Genomic DNA, 16,442 nt, shown 5'->3' with positions numbered 1-16,442 from the left:
CGGCCCGGTCGGGCCCCCCCGGGCGGGGGGCTTGTACGTGGTGGGGGGGGCTGTCAACCCCCGTCCCGTAATCCTGCTGTCGGGCCACCGGGTGTGGGTGTCCGGGGGCGCCCCGCCCGCCCACCTCGGCCGACGGCACGCCGACGACCTCGATGCGTGTGTACTGCTCCACCGCGCCCGCGGCACCGCGCAGCACGTCGACCAGCGGGACGGAGCGGGTCCGCCGAGGGCCCGGGTCCGCACCGGCGACGACCAGCAGGTTCTCGCAGCTGCGGCGCATCCGGGTCGCGAGATGGTCCAGCTCGAACAGCTGCGACAGCTGCCCCCGGTCCGACTGCCGGCGCTCCAGGTCGTCGAGGAGGGACAGCTGGCGGCGGACCAGACCGCCGCTGCGACGGGCCAGACTGACGAGCATCGCGTTGGTGACGCCGACCAGGACGGCCTGCTGGGCGGCGAGGGCGGCGAGTTCACGGTGGAGCGTGTCGAAGCAACGGGCCAACCGCCCGACGTCGTCCCGCCCGTGCAGGCCGACGGACGGGACCGTCAGGCCGCCCGGCTCCCAGGGGCCGCCACCGGTGATCGTCCTCACCAGTTCCGGCAGGTGCGCGTCGGTGATCCTCTCGGCGGCCTCGCGGAGTTCCCGCAGGGCGGCGGGCGTCCGCAGGCGGCTCGCCCGCCGCCCTTCGTCCACGATCGCCTGTGCCTCGGTGTGGGCGGCCTTCCGTACGTCCTCGGCACCCTCCCGCGCCGCACTCAGCAGACGGTCCGCCTCGGCGGTGCGCTCCTGGGCGACCCGGGTGGCCTCGGCTCGCGCTCGGTTCCCGTCGGCCCGTACGCCGTTCGCCAGTTGCCCGGCCTCCGCCAACAGCCGGGCACTCTTCTGCCCGGCCTCCGCCAACAGCCGGGCACCCTCCTGCCGGGCGTCCTCCACCAGCCGGGCGGACTGCTGCCGGGCCTCCTGCAGGACGAACGCCGCCTCGGCCTCCGCCCGGGAGCGCAGCTGCCGCGCCTGCTCCTCGGCCTCGTCGGTGGTGTCCCGCGCCGTCCGGGCCGCCGTCTCGACCAGGTGCTTGGTGGCGTTGCGGACGCGGCCCAGCGGGGACTGGACCTGCCGGTTGAGCGCCCGGAGGTCCACCCAGCGGCGGCGCCAGTGGTCGACCAGTTCCGGGTGCGCCCGGTGGCCGCGCGGCTTGCCCGTGTCCGCGGGCAGCGGGTTGCTGATCACGCGGACGAACTCCAGGAGGAAGTTCATCGAGGGCAGCCGCTTGCCGGTCAGGAGGTCGGTGATCCCCGCCTTGGTCAGCTTGAAGACGTCGGCCGCGCCGCAGATCTCGCCGTACGACGGAGCGCCGTGCTCGATGTGCAGCCGGTTCAGGTCGTCCACGAAGGCGGCGAGCCGCTCGTCGTACGCTGCGGCGACCGCGAGGTCGCCCGGGTCGGGCTCCACCGGTCCGTCTGCCACGGCTCTCCTTGTTGAGATGTCCTCAGTTCGCTTCGGGGACAGCGTACTTCGAACATTCGTGGACGGTGTTGAACGTTCCTGAACGGCCGCCGACGGACGTACCGTTCAGGAACGGCGCCCGGCGTCCGAGCCCCCGACGTCCGCATACGGGAACCGGCGAGGTCGTACGCCTGCCTGGGCCCCCGCCGCAACCTCTGGTCAGCTCGGGGCATGACCGACAACGACCCCGCCCTCCCGGGCAGCGGCTCCACCGGGGCCGACGCCCCGCACTCCCCCGACCCGGACGCCGAGGCCACCGGTTCGGCGCGCCACCGGATGCTCGACCTGATCGCCCTCGTCACCCTCCTGGTCATCGCGACGGGCGTCTACCTGACCGCCGGCAGCGGCGGCTTCTCGGTGATCACCGGCGCCGGTGTGGGCCTCTACGGCCTCTGGCGGGCCCGCCGCTGACCGCCCGCGCCTGCACGGGGCCCAGCCGGCCGCGCCGGGCAGGCCGGTCAGCGCCGGTCGGGCCCGGGAAAACAGCAGCACCCCGGCCGGAGAACACGGCCGGGGTGCTGCGGAGGTGGGGCACCAGGGGCTCGAACCCTGAACCTACGGATTAAAAGTCCGCAGCTCTGCCAATTGAGCTAGTGCCCCGCGACCCTCGGTCCCGGTGGTGCCTGGCGGGAAGGGCCACGGCGATCCTACCCGGTGGGGCCCAGGGCTCCGCCAGTGGATTGCGCGGGCGCGCCGGGGGTGTGCAGCGGTCCTTGAGGCGGGGTGTAGTGGGCGGCGCGGACGCGGCGGAGCCAGGCCTCGGCGGGGCGGGGGTCGGGGGCGGCGGGCAGGACACCGGGGGCGGCCAGCCGGTCCGCGGCGTCGGCGAGCAGGCGCTCGGCGACGGCGGGGCGGTCGGCGATGCGTTCGCCGAGTTCACGGATCCGTTCGGGGTCGGGCAGCCGGATGAGGTTGCGGCCGGTCGTGTGCAGGCGGACGGCCTGCTCGACCAGCCGGACCAGGTGCCGGGCGTGCTTGGCGGCCCGGCGGCGGGTGGCCGGGTCGGTGGTGTCCCGGGTCAGCAGTTTGCGGAACTGCTGGTCGGCGTAGCCGAGATAGGCGTTCCGCACGGCCGGCGCACTGAGGAAGCTCGCGCGGATGCCGATCAGTTCCCCGCCGAGCGGGGTGCGGGTCTCGTACAGGTCGTCGGGCAGCCAGACGAGTTCGGAGGCGGTCGGGTTGCAGGTCAGCGCCAGCCGGCACCACTTGGCAGCCTCGTGCAGGGTGAGGTCGGGCTCGGTGCTGACCTGGGACTCGGCCGGGCGGTGCAGGCCGTGCAACTCCTCGGTGGGGACGGCGAACAGGCCGAGCCGGTCGACGTCGGAGCCGGCGTGGGCGAAGCCGTAGGCGGTGGATCCGACGATGCCGGAGAGCAGGACGGCGCCGGGCGTGGCTGCGGGCACGGGTGGTCTCCTCCCGGGAGGTGTCCGGACGGTCTGCGGAACGGGTACCGGCATCCTCGCCGGTGGGGGCCGCGCCGGGCGAACGAATTCCGCTCCGGGGCCTGCCCGGCCGCCGATACTGGGCCCCATGGAGCACGATCCCCCCGTGGAAGCGGCGGCAGCCGTCGGCGTCGAGAAGCTGCGGGCCTGGTGGGCGCACCGGCAGTGGCTGGACCGTCCGCACCCCGGCGCGCCGGCCGCCGAAGTGCTGGCGGCCACCGGCTGGGCCCGTTCGGTGGGCGGCGCGGCTCCGTACCTTGGCCTGTTCGCCCGGGCCGGGCTGGGGCGGGCGGCGGTGGACGCGGCGGTGGCCCGGCTGGACGTGCACGAGCTGCCGTCCGCGCGGGGCTGTACGTACGTGCTGCCGGCCCCCGACTTCGCGCTCGGCCTGGCCGTGGGCGCGGCCGCGCCGGCGGGCGAACTGGCCGCGGCGGAGAAGCACCTGGGGGTCGGCCGGGACGAGGTGGAGAAGCTCTGCCTGGCCGTGGAGCGCGTGCTGTCGCCGGACGAACCGCTGGACCCGGCCGCGATCCGGGATGCGGTCGGCGACGCCGTCCGCCCGCTCGGCGAGGCGGGCCGCAAGCGCGGCCTCACCACGACCCTGCCGCTCGCCCTCGGCCTGATGCAGTCGCGCGGCCGGATCCGCCGGGTGCCCGTCAACGGCCGCCTGGACCAGCAGCGTTACGGCTACGTCGGCTGGGACCAGCCGGTCGCGGGGGACGCCGTCGACCTCGCCCGCCGCTACTTCTCCTGGGCCGGGCCGGCCACCCTCAAGCACTTCCGCTGGTTCTCCGGCTTCACCGCCGCCACCGCCCGCCGGGCCGTCGCCGAGGCCGGCCCGGTCCCGGTCGCGCCCGGCTCGGAGTTCCTGCTCCCGCCCGAACTCGCCGAGGAGTTCGCCGGGTTCACGGCGCCCCGCACACCGCACTACACCCTGCTGGCCGGCATCGACGGCATCCACCTGCTGCACCGCGACCTGCCCCGGCTGCTCGACCCCGCCGACGCCGCCCGTCCGCTGCCCGCCGGCCGGGCCGGCCGCTCCTTCGGCAGCGAAGCCGACCCGCAGACCCACGTCGTGCTCGACCGCGGCCGGATCGTCGGGCTGTGGGAGTACGACACCGAGCGGGCCGAGATCGTCCTGCTGCCCTTCGTCCCGCTCGACGACGCCCTGCGGGAGGCGGTGGCCCGCACCGAGGCGTTCGTCCGTGAGGAGCTCGGGGACGCCCGCGGTTTCAGCCTCGACTCGCCGAGGAGCCGCGCGCCGAAGGTCGCGGCGCTGCGGGCGGCGGCCGCGACCGGCGGTGCGGGCAGGACGGGCGGGCCGGGCGGGACCGGCGGGACAGGAGTGCCGGGCCGGACGCGCGGGTAGCGTACGGACCATGTCGACCACCACCACCGACGAGGTCCTGATCGTCACCGGCGCCGGCCGCGGCATCGGCGCCGCCACCGCACTGCTGGCCGCCCGCCGCGGCCACCGGGTCTGCGTCAACTACCGGACGGACGAGGCCGCGGCGGCCTCCGTCGTGGACGCGATCCGGGCCGAGGGAGGCACCGCCCTGGCCGTGCGCGCCGACGTCAGCCGGACGGCCGAGGTGGAGCGGCTGTTCGCCACCGTGGACGCCGAACTCGGGCCGCTCACCGGCCTGGTGAACAACGCCGGCACCCTGGAGGGGCAGTGCCGGCTGGAGGAGATCGACGAGGACCGGCTGAACCGGATCTGGGCCGCCAACATCACCGGCCCGTTCCTGTGCGCGGCCCGGGCGGTCCGCCGGATGTCCACCCGGTACGGCGGCCGCGGCGGCGCCATCGTCAACGTCTCCTCGGCCGCCTCCCGGATCGGTTCGCCGAACGAGTACGTCGACTACGCGGCCGCCAAGGGCGCCGTGGACTCGATGACCCGCGGCCTCGCGCTGGAGGTCGCGGCCGAGGGGATCCGGGTCAACGCGGTACGGCCCGGGCTGATCCACACCGGCATCCACGCGCTCGGCGGCGAACCAGGCCGGGTCGACAGGGTCGCCCCCGGCCTGCCGATGCGGCGGGGAGGGCAGCCGGAGGAGGTCGCGGAGGCGATCCTCTTCCTGCTCTCCCCGGCCGCCTCCTACACCACGGGGGCGTTCCTGGAGGTCTCGGGCGGCCGCTGAGGGCCGATCCCGACCGGTCGGGGGGCCGGTTTCGGACAGCGTCGCCCCGCCACCGAACGGCCCCCTCCGGTTTCCTTCCGCACGCCTGCGCCCGCCCGTACGGTGGGGGCCATGACCGACGCCTTCATCGACATCCCCGGTGTGCGCAACTTCCGTGACGCGGGCGGCATCGGCGCGCTGCGCCGGGGCGTCCTCTACCGCTCGGGGTCCTTCCACACGCTCACCGAGGACGGCGCCCGACGGCTCAAGGCCCTCGGCCTGCGGACGGTGATCGACCTGCGCAGCACGTTCGAGCTGGAGGTCTGGCCGGACCAGCGGCACGGCCTCGACCACGAGTCGCTCAACCTGCCGACCCTGCCCGCCGACCGCGGCGACATCGACCGGCCCTGGCCCGAGGACCAGGTCTCCCTCTACCCCTTCATGGCCGAGACGGCCGGCCCCTCGCTCGCCGCCGTCATGCGCCGCCTCGCCGCCCCGGAGTCGCTGGCCGTCGTCGTGCACTGCGCCGTCGGCAAGGACCGCACCGGCCTCACCATCGCCGTCCTGCAGTCCCTGCTGGGCGCCTCCGACGCCGACATCACGGCCGACTTCCTGCTCTCCAACATCGGCCTCGGCCTGGACCGGGGCCCCGTCCCGTACGTCGACGAGACCGGCGCCGAGCGCCTCTCCCGCCCCGTCGGCGCCGAACTGCTCGCCTCCTCACTCGCGTGGATCCACACCCACCACGGCTCGGTCCCCGCCTACCTGCGGCACCACGGGGTCACCGAGGAGGAACTGGAAGCCGTCCGCGCCAACCTCTCCGCCTGACCGGCGGCAGGCCCGACCGCGGCAGGCCCGACCGCCGCCGCACCCGACCCCGGGGCCGGCGCCCGCTACCCCCGGCGCTCGAAGCGCCACCACTGGGTCGGCGCGTCGACGTCCTCCCACTGGTGGACGACACCGTCCGGGGCGTCCGGCGCCGTCAGCGGCTTGCCGCTGACGAAGCTGGTGACGGTGTACGTCCCCGGGGCGTCGACGTGGGCCTCCAGCAGCCACTCCTGGGCGCCGAAGGCGTTGGCGCTCCACTGCTGGATCGGCACGCCGTCGTCCGGGGAGGCGCCGGTGACGTCGAGGCGCTTGCCGCTGGCGGCGTTCTCGACGTGGAAGAGCGCGCCGCCGGGGTGGACGGCCGTGAGGTGCCAGAGCTGGGCCTCGGTGCCGTCCTCCGCGCCCAGGACGATCCGGGCACCGCTGCGCCGGGAGGCGTCGGCGACCTGGAGCAGCAGGCCGCTGCCGACGTTGCGGACGAGGTAGCTGCCGTCGGTGATCGCGGAGTCAGTCACGGTCGAAGTCTGCCACCGGGTACCGACAGGCCTCGTAGCCGAAGACCGCGGCCAGCACCGCCACCACCACGCCCACCTGGACCAGCGCGGACACCCGGGTGCCGAGCGGCACGGTGCCCGCGACGAAGAGCGCGCCGAGCAGCCGGGGCAGGTTGGGGCGCAGCCCGAAGAAGCCGCGCAGGGCGGTGTTGACCAGCAGGTAGAGGGAGGTCCCGCCGGCCAGCGCGGCGGCCTGCGCGAAGCCGGTCGCGGCGCCCGGGTGGCCGACCGCGGACTTGACCCCGGCGGCGAACAGCAGCACGCCGAGCAGCAGTCCGAAGTGGCCGAGGTAGTAGACGGAGACGGCCGCCCGGTTGCGGGCGGCGGAGGGCAGCGCGGCCATCCGGCGCTCGGCGCGGGCGTCGTCGTCGTGCCCGAAGTACGCCCACCAGAGCCCGACGCAGACGGTCAGGCCGAGCAGCGCCACGGCGATCAGCGCGGGCCCGGGGTCGGCGGTCCCGGCGCCGATGCCGATCGCGATCACCGACTCGCCGAAGGCGATGATCATGATCAGCCCGTGCCGTTCCACGAAGTGGTCGGCGCGCAGTCGGAACTCGGGCAGCCCGGCCACCCACGGGGTCACGAACTGCATCGCGAAGGCGGCGGTCCAGAAGCCGAGTTGGACGGTTCCGGTGAGGTATCCGCCGGCCACCACCAGGGTGCCGACGACCAGGTTGCTCGCGCCCATCCGCAGCACCGCGGCGGGCGAGACCCCGGCGGCGACGAACATCCCGGTGTGCACGGCGACGACCACCAGGTACGCCCAGCCGAAGGCGGCGCCGCTGCCCTCGAAGGCGTGCGGGACGGACAGCGAGATCACCAGGAAGGCACCCATCGCCAGCATCAGCAGCCCGCGCCGGCCGTGGGTGCGCGGCGGCATGGCGTTGGTCAGCCAGATGAAGGCGTCGTACATCCACCAGATCACGGCCAGCATCACCAGCACCTGGGCGAACCCGCCGGGCGTGAGGTGGTGGACCAGGCTCCCGGTGAGCTGGGTGACGGTGAAGACGAAGACGAGGTCGAGGAAGAGTTCGAGCGGCGCCACTTTCAGGGCCGGCTCGGCGGTCCCGGTGGCCTCGACGGTCTCGACGGACCCGGGCGCACCGGGGGCGCCGGGGGAAACAGGGGACGCGGTCACCGCGCGAGTATCCGTCACCCGGCCTTCTCCCGGGGGCGTTTCGCCCGGACCGGGGCCGCCGCCTATGCTGCGGCGAATGTCCTCCGAGCAGATGTCGTCGCACCGTCAGCAGCCCGCCTTCCCCGATGCCGTGGCCGACCTGGAGGCGGTGGTCGCCGCCGGGGACGACGAGCGCTTCGGCCCCGCCCTGGGCCGGGTCGGCGGGCTGTTCGGTTCGGCCGCCCCGGACGAGCGGGTGGCGGCCGGCCCCCGGCTGGCCGCGCTGCTGCCGGACGCCCCGCCGTTCCCGCGCTCCCACCTGGCCATGGTGGTGGGCGCCTGCGTCGAGCACGGGGCCGACCCGGTCGCCTGCGCCGGCCCGGTGCTGGCCGGCCTGCGCGGGGCGCTGACCGGCACGGAGCTGCTGGTGCGGCGCTGGGCCGAGACCGGCGGCGGTCCGCTGCCGGACCCGGACGAGGACGATCCGGCCGCGGCGCACGAGCGGATCGCCGACCCGGCCCGGCTGGACGAGTGGCACGCGCACCTCGCCGTCGTCGGCTGGTGGACGCTGCAGCTGTGGCAGCAGGCGGCGTGGGCGGTGTACTCGCACGCCCCGGTCCGGGCCGAGGCCCGCGTCTCGGGCGTGACCTCGGCGCTGGTGGAGCTGTTCGGCCGCTACGAGGGCGAGCAGCACGACTTCAAGGGCCTCGCCCATCTGGCGCTGATGCTGGACGACGAGCCGCTGCTGGTGCTGGACCGGCCCACCGGCAGCGGCTACCTGCTGCGGATGACCGGCCTGGGCGACACCTTCCAGCTGCACACCCTGCTCGCCGACGTGCTGATCGGCGGCGGCCACCTGCCCGGCGCCCCGCAGGACCCGGAGGTGGTGGCGCTGGCCCGCACGGCCTTCCTGGACGCCCGCCGGCCGATCGCGACCGGCGCCTTCAACCTGGTCGCCCCGGACGGCTCCTGGCTGTGGAACGAGGGCACCCCGAGCGACGTCCCGGTCCTGGACGGCGTGCGCACCCTGGTGCTGGAGCCGCTGCCGTACGAGCGCAGCTGGTCGGCCGGGCGGTTCATCCAGGAGGTGCCGGGCGACCTCCGGCTGGAGCGGGTGCTCGACCCGGCGGAGGCGGCCCGCCTGCTCGCCGGGACCGTGCCGGGGCGGTCCACCGCGGAGGCGTTCCGCTGAGGCCCTGCTCCTCCGGCGGAGCCCCGGCGGGGTCCCGGCGAGCAGGCGGGCCGACCGGGTTAGGGTCGGAGGGCGATACAGCCCCGAGGAGTGGAGTCGACGATGACGAAGGTCCCGAACGCGCTCGTGGCCGCCGCGCCCGCCGCGCTGACCGCGGCGAGCGGCCTGGTCGGCGGTTACGGCGTGGCCCGCTGGAGCGGCCGGCGCGAGCTGGGCGGCGCGGTGCTGGCGGTGGCCGGCGCCGGGGCGGCCGCGCAGTGGCGCCGCAGTTCCGGCCCGGGCGCGGCGGCGGCGCTGACCGGCCTGTACGTGGCGGCCTTCGGCGGTTCGCACCCGCTGGCGAAGAAGATCGGTGCCTGGCCGTCGGTGTTCGCCGTCACCGCGGTGGTCGCGGCGGCCTCCACGGCGACGACGGCGCTGTCCGCCCGCCGGAACCGCCGGAGCCGCTAGCCCGCCGGACCCGCCGGCCGCCGGAAGCCCCGAAGGCCCGAAGGCCCCGGCCGGCACGAACCCACCCGCCCGTCGAGCCGACCACCGGCCCGCCGGGGCGGGGCGCTACGGCCTGGTCTCCGCGCCGAACCGGGTCTCGAACGCCGCCCGGTTCGCCGAGACCGGCGAACGGTCCCAGACCGCGAACACCACCCGGTCGAACGCCGCCCCGTAGCGGGCCAGCGCGGCCTCGAAGGCCTCGGCGACCTGCGCCGGGTCGTTGCGGAACACCCCGCAGCCCCACGCGCCGAGCACCAGCGCGCGCACGTCGTGCCGGGCCGCCGCGGCGAGCACCCGCAGGGCCCGCTCGGCGAGCACGCCCCGGACGTCGGCACCGGCCGAACGCCGTTCCAGCTGGCCGGCGTTGGGCGCGGGCGAGGTCAGGAAGGTGACCGGGTAGGGCTGCGCGCTCAGGGCCCCGCGCAGGTCCCGGATCACCGGCACGTCGGGCGAGACGATCACCCGGTGGCTGTACCGGAGGTCGGTGGAGGCCCGGTGCGCCTCGTAGTAGTCCGGTGCCTGCAGCAGGCAGCTGTAGAGCAGCGCGCTGCGGCAGACGTCCTCCTCCTGGGCGCGGGCCCCGCGCAGGTACCTGCCGCCGGGGTTGCGCGCGGAGGCGAAGTTCAGCACCCCGACCCGGCCGGCTCCGGCCTCGACCAGCCGTCGGGCGGCCTCGATGCTCCCCTCGGCCGTCACCTCGACCGGGCCGCGCGGCCCGGGCCCGGGCTGCCCTTGCGCCAGCAGCGCGTCCAGCGCCCGCGGCGCGTACGACACCGTGCCGGCCTGCGCCGCCGTCAGCTGCTCCCCCACCTGTACGAGTTCGCCCCCGGCTGCCCGGTAGTTCCCCCGCTCGGCGATCTCCTCGTTCACCCGTGCCACGTCATGCAGTCTGCTGCTCATGTCCGGGACGCTACGGGACTACCGCGGCCGCGCGCCACAGGTTATTCTCACTTCCAGAACAACACCTCGGGGGGCATGACGAGGTGTCGGGGGGGTATCGGGGGAACGCGAAGGGGCCCCGCCCGGGGGCGGTGGGGGGCCCAGGTAAGTTTATACACGCCGGCGGGGGGGGACAGCCGCGGGGGGGGGAGTTGCTTCACCCCGGGGTGCGGTCGTCGCGGTTGAAGCCGCCGGTGCGGTCGCCGCCGCGGTCACGGTCGAAACCGCCGCCGCTGCGGTTGAAGCCACCGCGGTCGGCCTGCGGACGGCCGCCGGAACGGTGGTCGTCGCGGCGCGAGAACGGACGGCTGCTGCTGCCGCCGCGCTCGTCGCGGTCACGGCCGAAGGCCGGACGGTCGCCGAAGGAACGGGCCGGGCGGTCACCGAAGGAACGGCCGCCGCGGTCGTCGCGGTCACGGTTGAAGCCACCGCGGTCGCCGCCACGGTCACGGTCGAAACCGCCCGAGCGACGGTCGTCACGGTCACGGCCGGCGAAGCCACCGCGGTCACGGTTGAAGCCACCGCGGTCGCCGCCACGGTCACGGTCGAAACCGCCCGAACGACGGTCGTCACGGTCACGGCCGGCGAAGCCACCGCCCGAACGACGGTCGTCACGGTCACGGTTGAAGCCACCGCGGTCGCCGCCACGGTCACGGTCGAAACCGCCCGAACGACGGTCGTCACGGTCACGGCCACCGAAGCCACCGCCCGAACGACGGTCGTCACGGTCACGGTTGAAGCCACCGCGGTCGCCGCCGGAGCGACGGTCGTCACGGTCCCGGTCACGGCCGAAGGCCGGACGCTCGGTACGCGCCTCGCGGTACGACGGCGCGCGCTCCTCGGTCTGCGGCGCGGCGGCCTCGGCGGCGGCCGGAGCGGCCTCGGCCGACTCGCCGGTCTCCTCGGCGGCGACCGGCTCCTCGTCCACGATGCCCAGGTCGGCCCGCTCGCGCGCCGCACGGGCGGCCAGGCGGTCGGCCTCCTCGCGCAGCTCGGTGGCGCGGCGCTGCGCGCGCTCCAGCTGGCGGGTCATGTCGGCGAGCTCGCGCTCGGCGGCACCGGCGATGCCGGCCGCGCTCTCCGCCTGGACCTCGACCAGCGAGCGGGCGCCGGTGATCTTGGCGACCTCGGCGTCGAAGGCGTGGTCGAGCATGTGACGCGAGGCGTCGACGCCCGCGTCCTCCATCAGGCGGAACACGCCGCGGCGCTGGTGCGGCAGCACCAGGGTGACGACGGCGCCCGAGCGGCCGGCCCGCGCGGTGCGGCCGGAGCGGTGCAGGTAGTCCTTGTGGTCACCGGCCGGGTCCACGTTCAGGACCAGGTCGATGCCGTCGACGTGGATGCCTCGGGCGGCGACGTCGGTCGCGACGACGACGTTGACGTAGCCGTCCTTGAAGTCGCCGAGGACGCGGGTACGGGCACCCTGCGTCATGCCGCCGTGCAGGGCGTCGGCCTTCACACCGGCCTCGATCAGCTGCTCGGCGACGCGGTCGGCGCCCATCTGGGTGCGGACGAAGATGATCGTGCGGCCCTTGCGGGCGGCGATCGCGTTGGTGATCGGCGCCTTGTCCTTGGGCTTCACCACGAGGATGTGGTGGGTCATGGTGGTGACGGCGCCGGCCGACGGGTCGACCTCGTGGGTGACCGGGTTCTTCAGGTAGCGCTTGACCAGGGTGTCGATCTCGTTCTCCAGGGTGGCGGAGAACAGCAGGCGCTGGCCGCCGTCCGGAACCTGGTCGAGGATCTCGGTGACCTCGGGCAGGAAGCCCATGTCGGCCATCTGGTCGGCCTCGTCGAGCACGACGGTGCGGACGTCGGCGAGCTTGGCGCTGCCGCGGTTCAGCAGGTCGCGCAGACGGCCGGGGGTGGCGACGAGGACGTCGACGCCGCGCTCCAGCGCGTAGATCTGGTTCGACATCGAGGTGCCGCCGCAGACCACCTTGAGCTTGAGGCCGAGCACCGAGCCGAACGGCTCCAGGGCGTCGGCCACCTGCATGGCCAGCTCACGGGTCGGGACGAGGATCAGGCCGCGCGGGTGCTTGGGCTTGGTGCGCTCGCCGTCGGCGAGGCGGGTCAGCAGCGGCAGGCCGAAGCTGAGGGTCTTGCCGGAGCCGGTGCGGCCACGGCCCAGCACGTCCTTGCCGGCCAGGGCGTCCGGGATGGTCGCGGCCTGGATCGGGAACGGGGTGGTGACGCCGCGCTTGGCGAGGGCGCGGACGACCTCGTCCGGCAGACCCAGGTCGCCGAAGGTGATGGTCGGCTCGGCGGCCGCCTCCTCGGTGGCCTCCACGGCCTCGGCGATCACCTCGTCCGAGGCGGTGTCGATGGTGTCGACGGTGTCGTTGGTGTCGGTGACATCGGCGGCGGCCTCGTTCGCGGGCATGGCGAAGCGGGCGTCGTCAACGAGAGACATGCAAAACCTTCCGGAAGTGGCACGCGCCAAAGTCCGGGGTTCTGTTTCACAACCGCCTCTATGCGGTCAGCCACGGATCGCCGGAACGCGCCAAGGGCGCCAGATGGGAATAGGGCGCCAGTCAAATGAATCAAACGAACGATCTACCACCATAGAGGACCCACACGATCTGAGGCAAATGCCCAGGCCAACTCCCTAGTGGACACCCGCGCGCGGGCTCGGCGCCGAGGAACCGGAGCTCCCCGAGGACGGCTCCGGAAGCGGCAGCACGGTCGCGGCGGGCGAACTGTGCTCCGGCTCCGGGGTGTTCGACGGGCGGCCGCTCGGACTGGCCGACGGGGTGCCCGCCGAGCCGCCGGACCGGCCCTCGCCGGTGCCGCCCGCCCCGCCGGAGCCCGTGGTGCCGCCGGAGCCGGTCGACGAGCCACCGCCCGGGTGCGGCGCGGGGCTGGTGTTCACGCCGCCCGGCGAACCGCCGCCCGGCCCGCCGTCGGGCCCCTGCGGCGCCGGCACCGGGACCACACCGGTCACCGTGCCGCCCGCGCCCGACGCGGCCTCACCCGGCGCCGGCGCCGTCGACCCGGCCTGCGCGTTCTCCGCCTGCAGGCCCCCCGGCCGCTCCGGGCGCCCCGAAGCGCCGCCCGGGTGCCCGGCCCCCGGCGAGGCCGACGCGGTGCCCGCCGCACCCGGCCTGCCCGCCGGACCGGCCTGCCCGACCGGCACCGCCCCGCCGTGCTTCTCCTCCGCCGCCGGCCCGACCGACATGCACCCGGTCAGCCCCAGCCCGGCCACCGTCAGCAGCGCTGCCGCCCGTACCGCGCGCGAACGCAGGACCGCCGCGTTCCGCACCCGCGCCGTCCGCACTGCCCGAACCGCTCGTACCGCCCGAACCGCCCGCACCGAAGCCATCCAGGTCCCTCTCTACCGCCCCACCCGGGCCGCCCACTCGCGCGCGGCCGCTTTCGGTGCCCAACGCGCGCCCGGCCCGGCGGGACACGGGCAGGACGGCAGTTCGACCCCGGCGCCGCCGGGGCGCCCCCTCAGCCCCAGAGCGCCGAGGCCAGCTCCGCCCCGGCGTACACCGCGGCCAGCCCGGCGGCCACGCTCCCCGCCGCGTTCGCCACCGCGTACCGCCCGGCGCCGGTCTCGGCCAGCCGCAGCGTCTCGTACGAGAAGGTCGAGTACGTGGTCAGCGCACCGCACAGGCCCGTCCCCAGCAGCAGCTGGACCTGCGAGGACGCCGCGCCCGCCGCCACCGCGCCGGTCACCGTCCCGAGGATCAGGCAGCCCACCACGTTCACCGTGAACGTCCCCCACGGGAACACCGAGTCGTGCCGGGACTGCACCGCCCGGTCGGTCAGGTACCGCAGCGGAGCGCCGACCACCGCGCCCGCCACCACCAGCAGCCAGTTCACTCCGCCGTCCCTCCCCCGCCCGGGCCCCCGGCCGGACCGCGCCCGGTGCGGGTCACCACCTCGCACCGGTCCAGCAGCACCAGCCCCTCCGCCACCAGCTCGTCCACCTGCGGCAGGAACGCCCGCACCCGCTCCTCCTCGTCCACGATCACCACCGCCACCGGCAGGTCCTCGCTCAGCGACAGCAGCCGCGTGGTGTGCACCAGTGACGACGCCCCGAACCCCTCGATCCCCCGGAACACGCTCGCCCCGGCCAGCCCGGCCGCCCGCGCCCGGTGCACGACCTCGCTGTACAGCGGGCGGTGGTGCCACCGGTCGCCCTCGCCGACCAGCACCGTCAGCCGCAGCGCCGGCCCGCCCAGCCGGGTCACCGCGCGGCCCCGCGGCGGACCGCGCGGTGGATCAGACGCCGGGTCAGCCCGGCCGCCGCCCACACCGCGACCAGCGCGCCCAGCAGCGTCAGCCCCAGGTACGCCAGCCCGGGCCCGAGCCGGCCCTCCTCCAGCAGCCGCCGGACGTCCACGGCGTAGGTCGAGAAGGTGGTGAACCCGCCCAGCACGCCGGTGCCGAAGAACGGCCGCACCAGCGGATGGGCCTGGCGCCCCTCGGTGATCACCACCAGGAACACCCCGATCACCGCACAGCCGACCACGTTGACCAGCAGCGTCGTCCACGGGAAGGCCGTCGGCCCGGTCTCCCAGCCGAGCCCGGCCGCGTACCGGGCCACCGCCCCGATCGCCCCGCCGACCGCGACCACCGCGACGGCCGGGCCCTGTCCGCGCAGCACCGGCGGCCGGTCCGGCAACCGCACCGCGACCGGCGGCACCGACCGGGGCGGGCCGTCCACCGTGTCGTCCAACGCGCCCTCCGAGGTCGTCATAGCCCCATCAAACACCGGCCTCCGCCACCTGGCACGCCGTCACCCGAGGCCCGACAATGATCCGGTGGAGATGACCCGGGAAGAGTTCGAGACGCTGGTCAGCGACGCGCTCGACCAGATCCCCCCGCAGCTCGCGGCCATGATGGACAACGTCGCGGTCTTCGTCGAGGACGAGCCCGACCCGGGCGACCCGGAACTCCTCGGCCTCTACGAGGGCACCCCGCTCACCGAACGCGGCGAGTGGTACGCGGGCGTCCTGCCCGACCGCATCCTGATCTACCGCGGCCCCACCCTCCGCCACTGCGAGACCCGCGAGCAGGTCGTCGAGGAGGTGCGCACCACCGTGATCCACGAGGTCGCCCACCACTTCGGCTTCGACGACCACGAGCTGGACGAGCTCGGCTGGTCCTGACCCCCCGCCGGGCCCGGCGCGCCCCGGGTCAGGGCCCGGGCGCCCACTCGGCCGAAACCCGTTTTGGCGATCCGCCCGACATCCCATATGCTTCTCGACGTCCCCGAGCGCTGGAAACAGCGGGACAGGCCGCAAGCCCTCATCGTCTAGTGGCCCAGGACGCCGCCCTTTCAAGGCGGTAGCACGGGTTCGAATCCCGTTGGGGGCACGCAGTAACGGCAGTACGCAGGACCGTAGTAAAGTGCAGTGACGCAAGACCTTAGTGGTTCGCCACTACAAGGTCCCGTGGAGCAGTTGGTTAGCTCGCCACCCTGTCAAGGTGGAGGTCGCGGGTTCAAGTCCCGTCGGGATCGCTCGTCTCGCAGGAGACGGTGTAGTACGGCCAGGTAGCTCAGTTGGTACGAGCGTCCGCCTGAAAAGCGGAAGGTCGCCGGTTCGACCCCGGCCCTGGCCACATCGCCTGAACAGGCATGATGCCCTCGAAGCAGTTCGCTTCGGGGGCATTTTCGTGCTGTTCGACGCCAGCGGGACGGCGGACGGTCACCGTCTTCCTGTCAGGCGGCACGTACGTGACGTACTTGACGCCTCACAGCGGGCGCGCCCCGGGGTCACTGACTCCGGCCGCCGGATTGCAGCCGGTCCCACCGGCGTCCCTCGGCGCGCCCGAATGTGGAAAGAACGGGCGTCAGCCCCGCAGGGCCCGGTCGTCGAGCCGGCCCAGCAGGCCGGGCAGGTGCCGGTACTCGTCGCGGAGCGCGGCCGGCCGCTGCCGGCACTCAAGGCCGCGTCCGACGTGGTCGCAGGCGTCACGGAGCCGGACCAGGAGGGCCACGGCGGTGTCGTAGCGGGCCGCCTGCTTGCGGGCGACGTGGTTCTCGACCTCGTGCCGGATCGCTTCCTCCTCGGCGGCCAGGGCGGTCGGCTTCCTCGCCCGTGCCTCGCCGCGCAGGCGGCGCAGGAGTGCGGCTCCCAGTCGAGGCTCATCGCCCAGTGCCAGGCGCAGCAGGAGGTCGTTCTTCTCCGCCTCGGGAAGCGCGGCGATCAGCGGCGGCCCGGAAATGCCGAAAGGCCCGCACCGTGCGCCGTGGCGCCGGGGGGGGCCCGGGCGCGCCGCCCGCAGCCCGCGGCCGGGGCGCACCC

Annotated in this window: 16 protein-coding genes, 4 tRNA genes and 2 pseudogenes; 10 read left to right on the top strand and 12 right to left on the bottom strand. The window is 75.0% G+C overall.

The annotated features are described in order from the left end of the window. Window positions 1–1,462, bottom strand: a pseudogene (locus tag ACFV0O_RS16340) (hypothetical protein); the annotation flags it as partial. A 210-nt stretch (window positions 1,463–1,672) separates the two neighbouring features. Here ACFV0O_RS16340 and ACFV0O_RS16335 point away from each other — a divergent pair. Beyond that, on the top strand, window positions 1,673–1,912 hold the full coding sequence (locus ACFV0O_RS16335; RefSeq protein WP_380341753.1) for a hypothetical protein: 240 nt from the start codon (window positions 1,673–1,675) through the stop codon (window positions 1,910–1,912). Window positions 1,913–2,028: 116 nt separating this feature from the next. Here ACFV0O_RS16335 and ACFV0O_RS16330 read toward each other — a convergent pair. Together ACFV0O_RS16330 and ACFV0O_RS16325 are read right to left on the bottom strand one after the other, a co-directional pair. Further along, window positions 2,029–2,101: transfer RNA gene (locus ACFV0O_RS16330), tRNA-Lys, on the bottom strand. 47 nt (window positions 2,102–2,148) lie between these two features. Next, entirely contained in the window at window positions 2,149–2,904 is a 756-nt protein-coding gene (locus ACFV0O_RS16325; protein WP_380341750.1) for a DNA polymerase beta superfamily protein, read from the bottom strand. 127 nt (window positions 2,905–3,031) lie between these two features. Between ACFV0O_RS16325 and ACFV0O_RS16320 the strand changes: the two genes are divergently transcribed. The 3 genes from ACFV0O_RS16320 (at window position 3,032) to ACFV0O_RS16310 (ending at window position 5,891) form a co-directional block, all read left to right on the top strand. Next, on the top strand, window positions 3,032–4,312 hold the full coding sequence (locus ACFV0O_RS16320; protein WP_380341747.1) for a DNA glycosylase AlkZ-like family protein: 1,281 nt from the start codon (window positions 3,032–3,034) through the stop codon (window positions 4,310–4,312). Window positions 4,313–4,322: 10 nt separating this feature from the next. After that, window positions 4,323–5,084, top strand: a complete 762-nt coding sequence (locus tag ACFV0O_RS16315; RefSeq protein ID WP_380341744.1) for an SDR family oxidoreductase — start codon at window positions 4,323–4,325, stop codon at window positions 5,082–5,084. Between the two features lie 111 nt (window positions 5,085–5,195). Beyond that, window positions 5,196–5,891: a tyrosine-protein phosphatase gene (locus ACFV0O_RS16310; protein ID WP_380341741.1), complete on the top strand. Its 696-nt coding sequence runs from the start codon at window positions 5,196–5,198 to the stop codon at window positions 5,889–5,891. A 65-nt stretch (window positions 5,892–5,956) separates the two neighbouring features. Here ACFV0O_RS16310 and ACFV0O_RS16305 read toward each other — a convergent pair whose 3' ends face one another. Together ACFV0O_RS16305 and ACFV0O_RS16300 are read right to left on the bottom strand one after the other, a co-directional pair. Next, complete coding sequence (locus ACFV0O_RS16305) at window positions 5,957–6,406, bottom strand: RICIN domain-containing protein (protein ID WP_360257861.1); 450 nt, start codon at window positions 6,404–6,406, stop codon at window positions 5,957–5,959. Next, a complete protein-coding gene (locus ACFV0O_RS16300; protein WP_380341739.1) occupies window positions 6,399–7,583 on the bottom strand; it encodes a low temperature requirement protein A in 1,185 nt (394 codons plus the stop codon). The genes ACFV0O_RS16305 and ACFV0O_RS16300 overlap by 8 nt, the downstream gene beginning before the upstream one ends. 76 nt (window positions 7,584–7,659) lie before the next feature. Between ACFV0O_RS16300 and ACFV0O_RS16295 the strand changes: the two genes are divergently transcribed. Next, window positions 7,660–8,754: a hypothetical protein gene (locus ACFV0O_RS16295; RefSeq protein WP_380341736.1), complete on the top strand. Its 1,095-nt coding sequence runs from the start codon at window positions 7,660–7,662 to the stop codon at window positions 8,752–8,754. 102 nt (window positions 8,755–8,856) lie between these two features. Beyond that, the gene (locus ACFV0O_RS16290; RefSeq protein WP_360257868.1) at window positions 8,857–9,204 is read left to right on the top strand and encodes a hypothetical protein; all 348 of its coding nucleotides are present in this window, start codon (window positions 8,857–8,859) and stop codon (window positions 9,202–9,204) included. 105 nt (window positions 9,205–9,309) lie between these two features. On the opposite strand, the gene ACFV0O_RS16285 is transcribed toward ACFV0O_RS16290, so the two are convergent. The 6 genes from ACFV0O_RS16285 to crcB (ACFV0O_RS16260) all read right to left on the bottom strand — a co-directional run bounded on the left by ACFV0O_RS16285 (window position 9,310) and on the right by crcB (ACFV0O_RS16260) (window position 14,890). Further along, the gene (locus ACFV0O_RS16285; RefSeq protein ID WP_380341733.1) at window positions 9,310–10,143 is read right to left on the bottom strand and encodes a TIGR02452 family protein; all 834 of its coding nucleotides are present in this window, start codon (window positions 10,141–10,143) and stop codon (window positions 9,310–9,312) included. A 196-nt stretch (window positions 10,144–10,339) separates the two neighbouring features. Continuing rightward, window positions 10,340–12,595, bottom strand: coding sequence for a DEAD/DEAH box helicase (locus tag ACFV0O_RS16280; RefSeq protein WP_380341731.1), 2,256 nt, complete (start codon window positions 12,593–12,595; stop codon window positions 10,340–10,342). Between the two features lie 195 nt (window positions 12,596–12,790). Beyond that, the gene (locus tag ACFV0O_RS16275) at window positions 12,791–13,444 is read right to left on the bottom strand and encodes a hypothetical protein (RefSeq protein WP_380341728.1); all 654 of its coding nucleotides are present in this window, start codon (window positions 13,442–13,444) and stop codon (window positions 12,791–12,793) included. 191 nt (window positions 13,445–13,635) lie between these two features. Next, window positions 13,636–14,010 carry a fluoride efflux transporter CrcB gene (gene crcB, locus ACFV0O_RS16270; RefSeq protein WP_360257876.1) on the bottom strand — a complete coding sequence of 125 codons (375 nt, stop codon included), beginning with the start codon at window positions 14,008–14,010 and terminating at the stop codon, window positions 13,636–13,638. Further along, window positions 14,007–14,381, bottom strand: a complete 375-nt coding sequence (locus tag ACFV0O_RS16265; protein ID WP_380341725.1) for a DUF190 domain-containing protein — start codon at window positions 14,379–14,381, stop codon at window positions 14,007–14,009. The genes crcB (ACFV0O_RS16270) and ACFV0O_RS16265 overlap by 4 nt, the downstream gene beginning before the upstream one ends. Next, window positions 14,378–14,890 carry a fluoride efflux transporter CrcB gene (crcB, locus tag ACFV0O_RS16260; RefSeq protein ID WP_380341722.1) on the bottom strand — a complete coding sequence of 171 codons (513 nt, stop codon included), beginning with the start codon at window positions 14,888–14,890 and terminating at the stop codon, window positions 14,378–14,380. Before crcB (ACFV0O_RS16260) ends, ACFV0O_RS16265 begins: the two co-directional genes overlap by 4 nt. Window positions 14,891–14,960: 70 nt before the next feature. On the opposite strand from crcB (ACFV0O_RS16260), the gene ACFV0O_RS16255 reads away from it, so the two are divergent. The 4 genes from ACFV0O_RS16255 (at window position 14,961) to ACFV0O_RS16240 (ending at window position 15,756) form a co-directional block, all read left to right on the top strand. After that, window positions 14,961–15,302 carry a metallopeptidase family protein gene (locus ACFV0O_RS16255; RefSeq protein ID WP_360257883.1) on the top strand — a complete coding sequence of 114 codons (342 nt, stop codon included), beginning with the start codon at window positions 14,961–14,963 and terminating at the stop codon, window positions 15,300–15,302. A gap of 135 nt (window positions 15,303–15,437) precedes the next feature. After that, window positions 15,438–15,510: transfer RNA gene (locus ACFV0O_RS16250), tRNA-Glu, on the top strand. Window positions 15,511–15,581: 71 nt separating this feature from the next. Next, window positions 15,582–15,655, top strand: a tRNA-Asp gene (locus ACFV0O_RS16245). Between the two features lie 27 nt (window positions 15,656–15,682). Then, window positions 15,683–15,756: transfer RNA gene (locus ACFV0O_RS16240), tRNA-Phe, on the top strand. 231 nt (window positions 15,757–15,987) lie between these two features. Here the strand turns inward: ACFV0O_RS16240 and ACFV0O_RS16235 are convergent. Continuing rightward, window positions 15,988–16,442, bottom strand: a pseudogene (locus tag ACFV0O_RS16235) (hypothetical protein); the annotation flags it as partial.

Origin of the sequence: Kitasatospora sp. NPDC059577 (assembly GCF_042735475.1) — a bacterium.
GTDB lineage: Bacteria > Actinomycetota > Actinomycetes > Streptomycetales > Streptomycetaceae > Kitasatospora.
This window is presented reverse-complemented; position numbering and strand designations above follow the sequence as displayed.

Excerpts from the sequence above, each read along its gene's own strand:
- ACFV0O_RS16335 (WP_380341753.1), top strand. The coding sequence starts at position 1,673 with ATGACCGACAACGACCCCGCCCTCCCGGGCAGCGGCTCCACCGGGGCC.
- ACFV0O_RS16290 (WP_360257868.1), top strand. The coding sequence starts at position 8,857 with ATGACGAAGGTCCCGAACGCGCTCGTGGCCGCCGCGCCCGCCGCGCTG.
- ACFV0O_RS16255 (WP_360257883.1), top strand. The coding sequence starts at position 14,961 with ATGACCCGGGAAGAGTTCGAGACGCTGGTCAGCGACGCGCTCGACCAG.
- ACFV0O_RS16310 (WP_380341741.1), top strand. The coding sequence starts at position 5,196 with ATGACCGACGCCTTCATCGACATCCCCGGTGTGCGCAACTTCCGTGAC.
- crcB (WP_380341722.1), bottom strand. The coding sequence starts at position 14,890 with ATGACGACCTCGGAGGGCGCGTTGGACGACACGGTGGACGGCCCGCCC.
- ACFV0O_RS16320 (WP_380341747.1), top strand. The coding sequence starts at position 3,032 with ATGGAGCACGATCCCCCCGTGGAAGCGGCGGCAGCCGTCGGCGTCGAG.
- ACFV0O_RS16280 (WP_380341731.1), bottom strand. The coding sequence starts at position 12,595 with ATGTCTCTCGTTGACGACGCCCGCTTCGCCATGCCCGCGAACGAGGCC.
- ACFV0O_RS16285 (WP_380341733.1), bottom strand. The coding sequence starts at position 10,143 with ATGAGCAGCAGACTGCATGACGTGGCACGGGTGAACGAGGAGATCGCC.
- ACFV0O_RS16295 (WP_380341736.1), top strand. The coding sequence starts at position 7,660 with ATGTCCTCCGAGCAGATGTCGTCGCACCGTCAGCAGCCCGCCTTCCCC.
- ACFV0O_RS16315 (WP_380341744.1), top strand. The coding sequence starts at position 4,323 with ATGTCGACCACCACCACCGACGAGGTCCTGATCGTCACCGGCGCCGGC.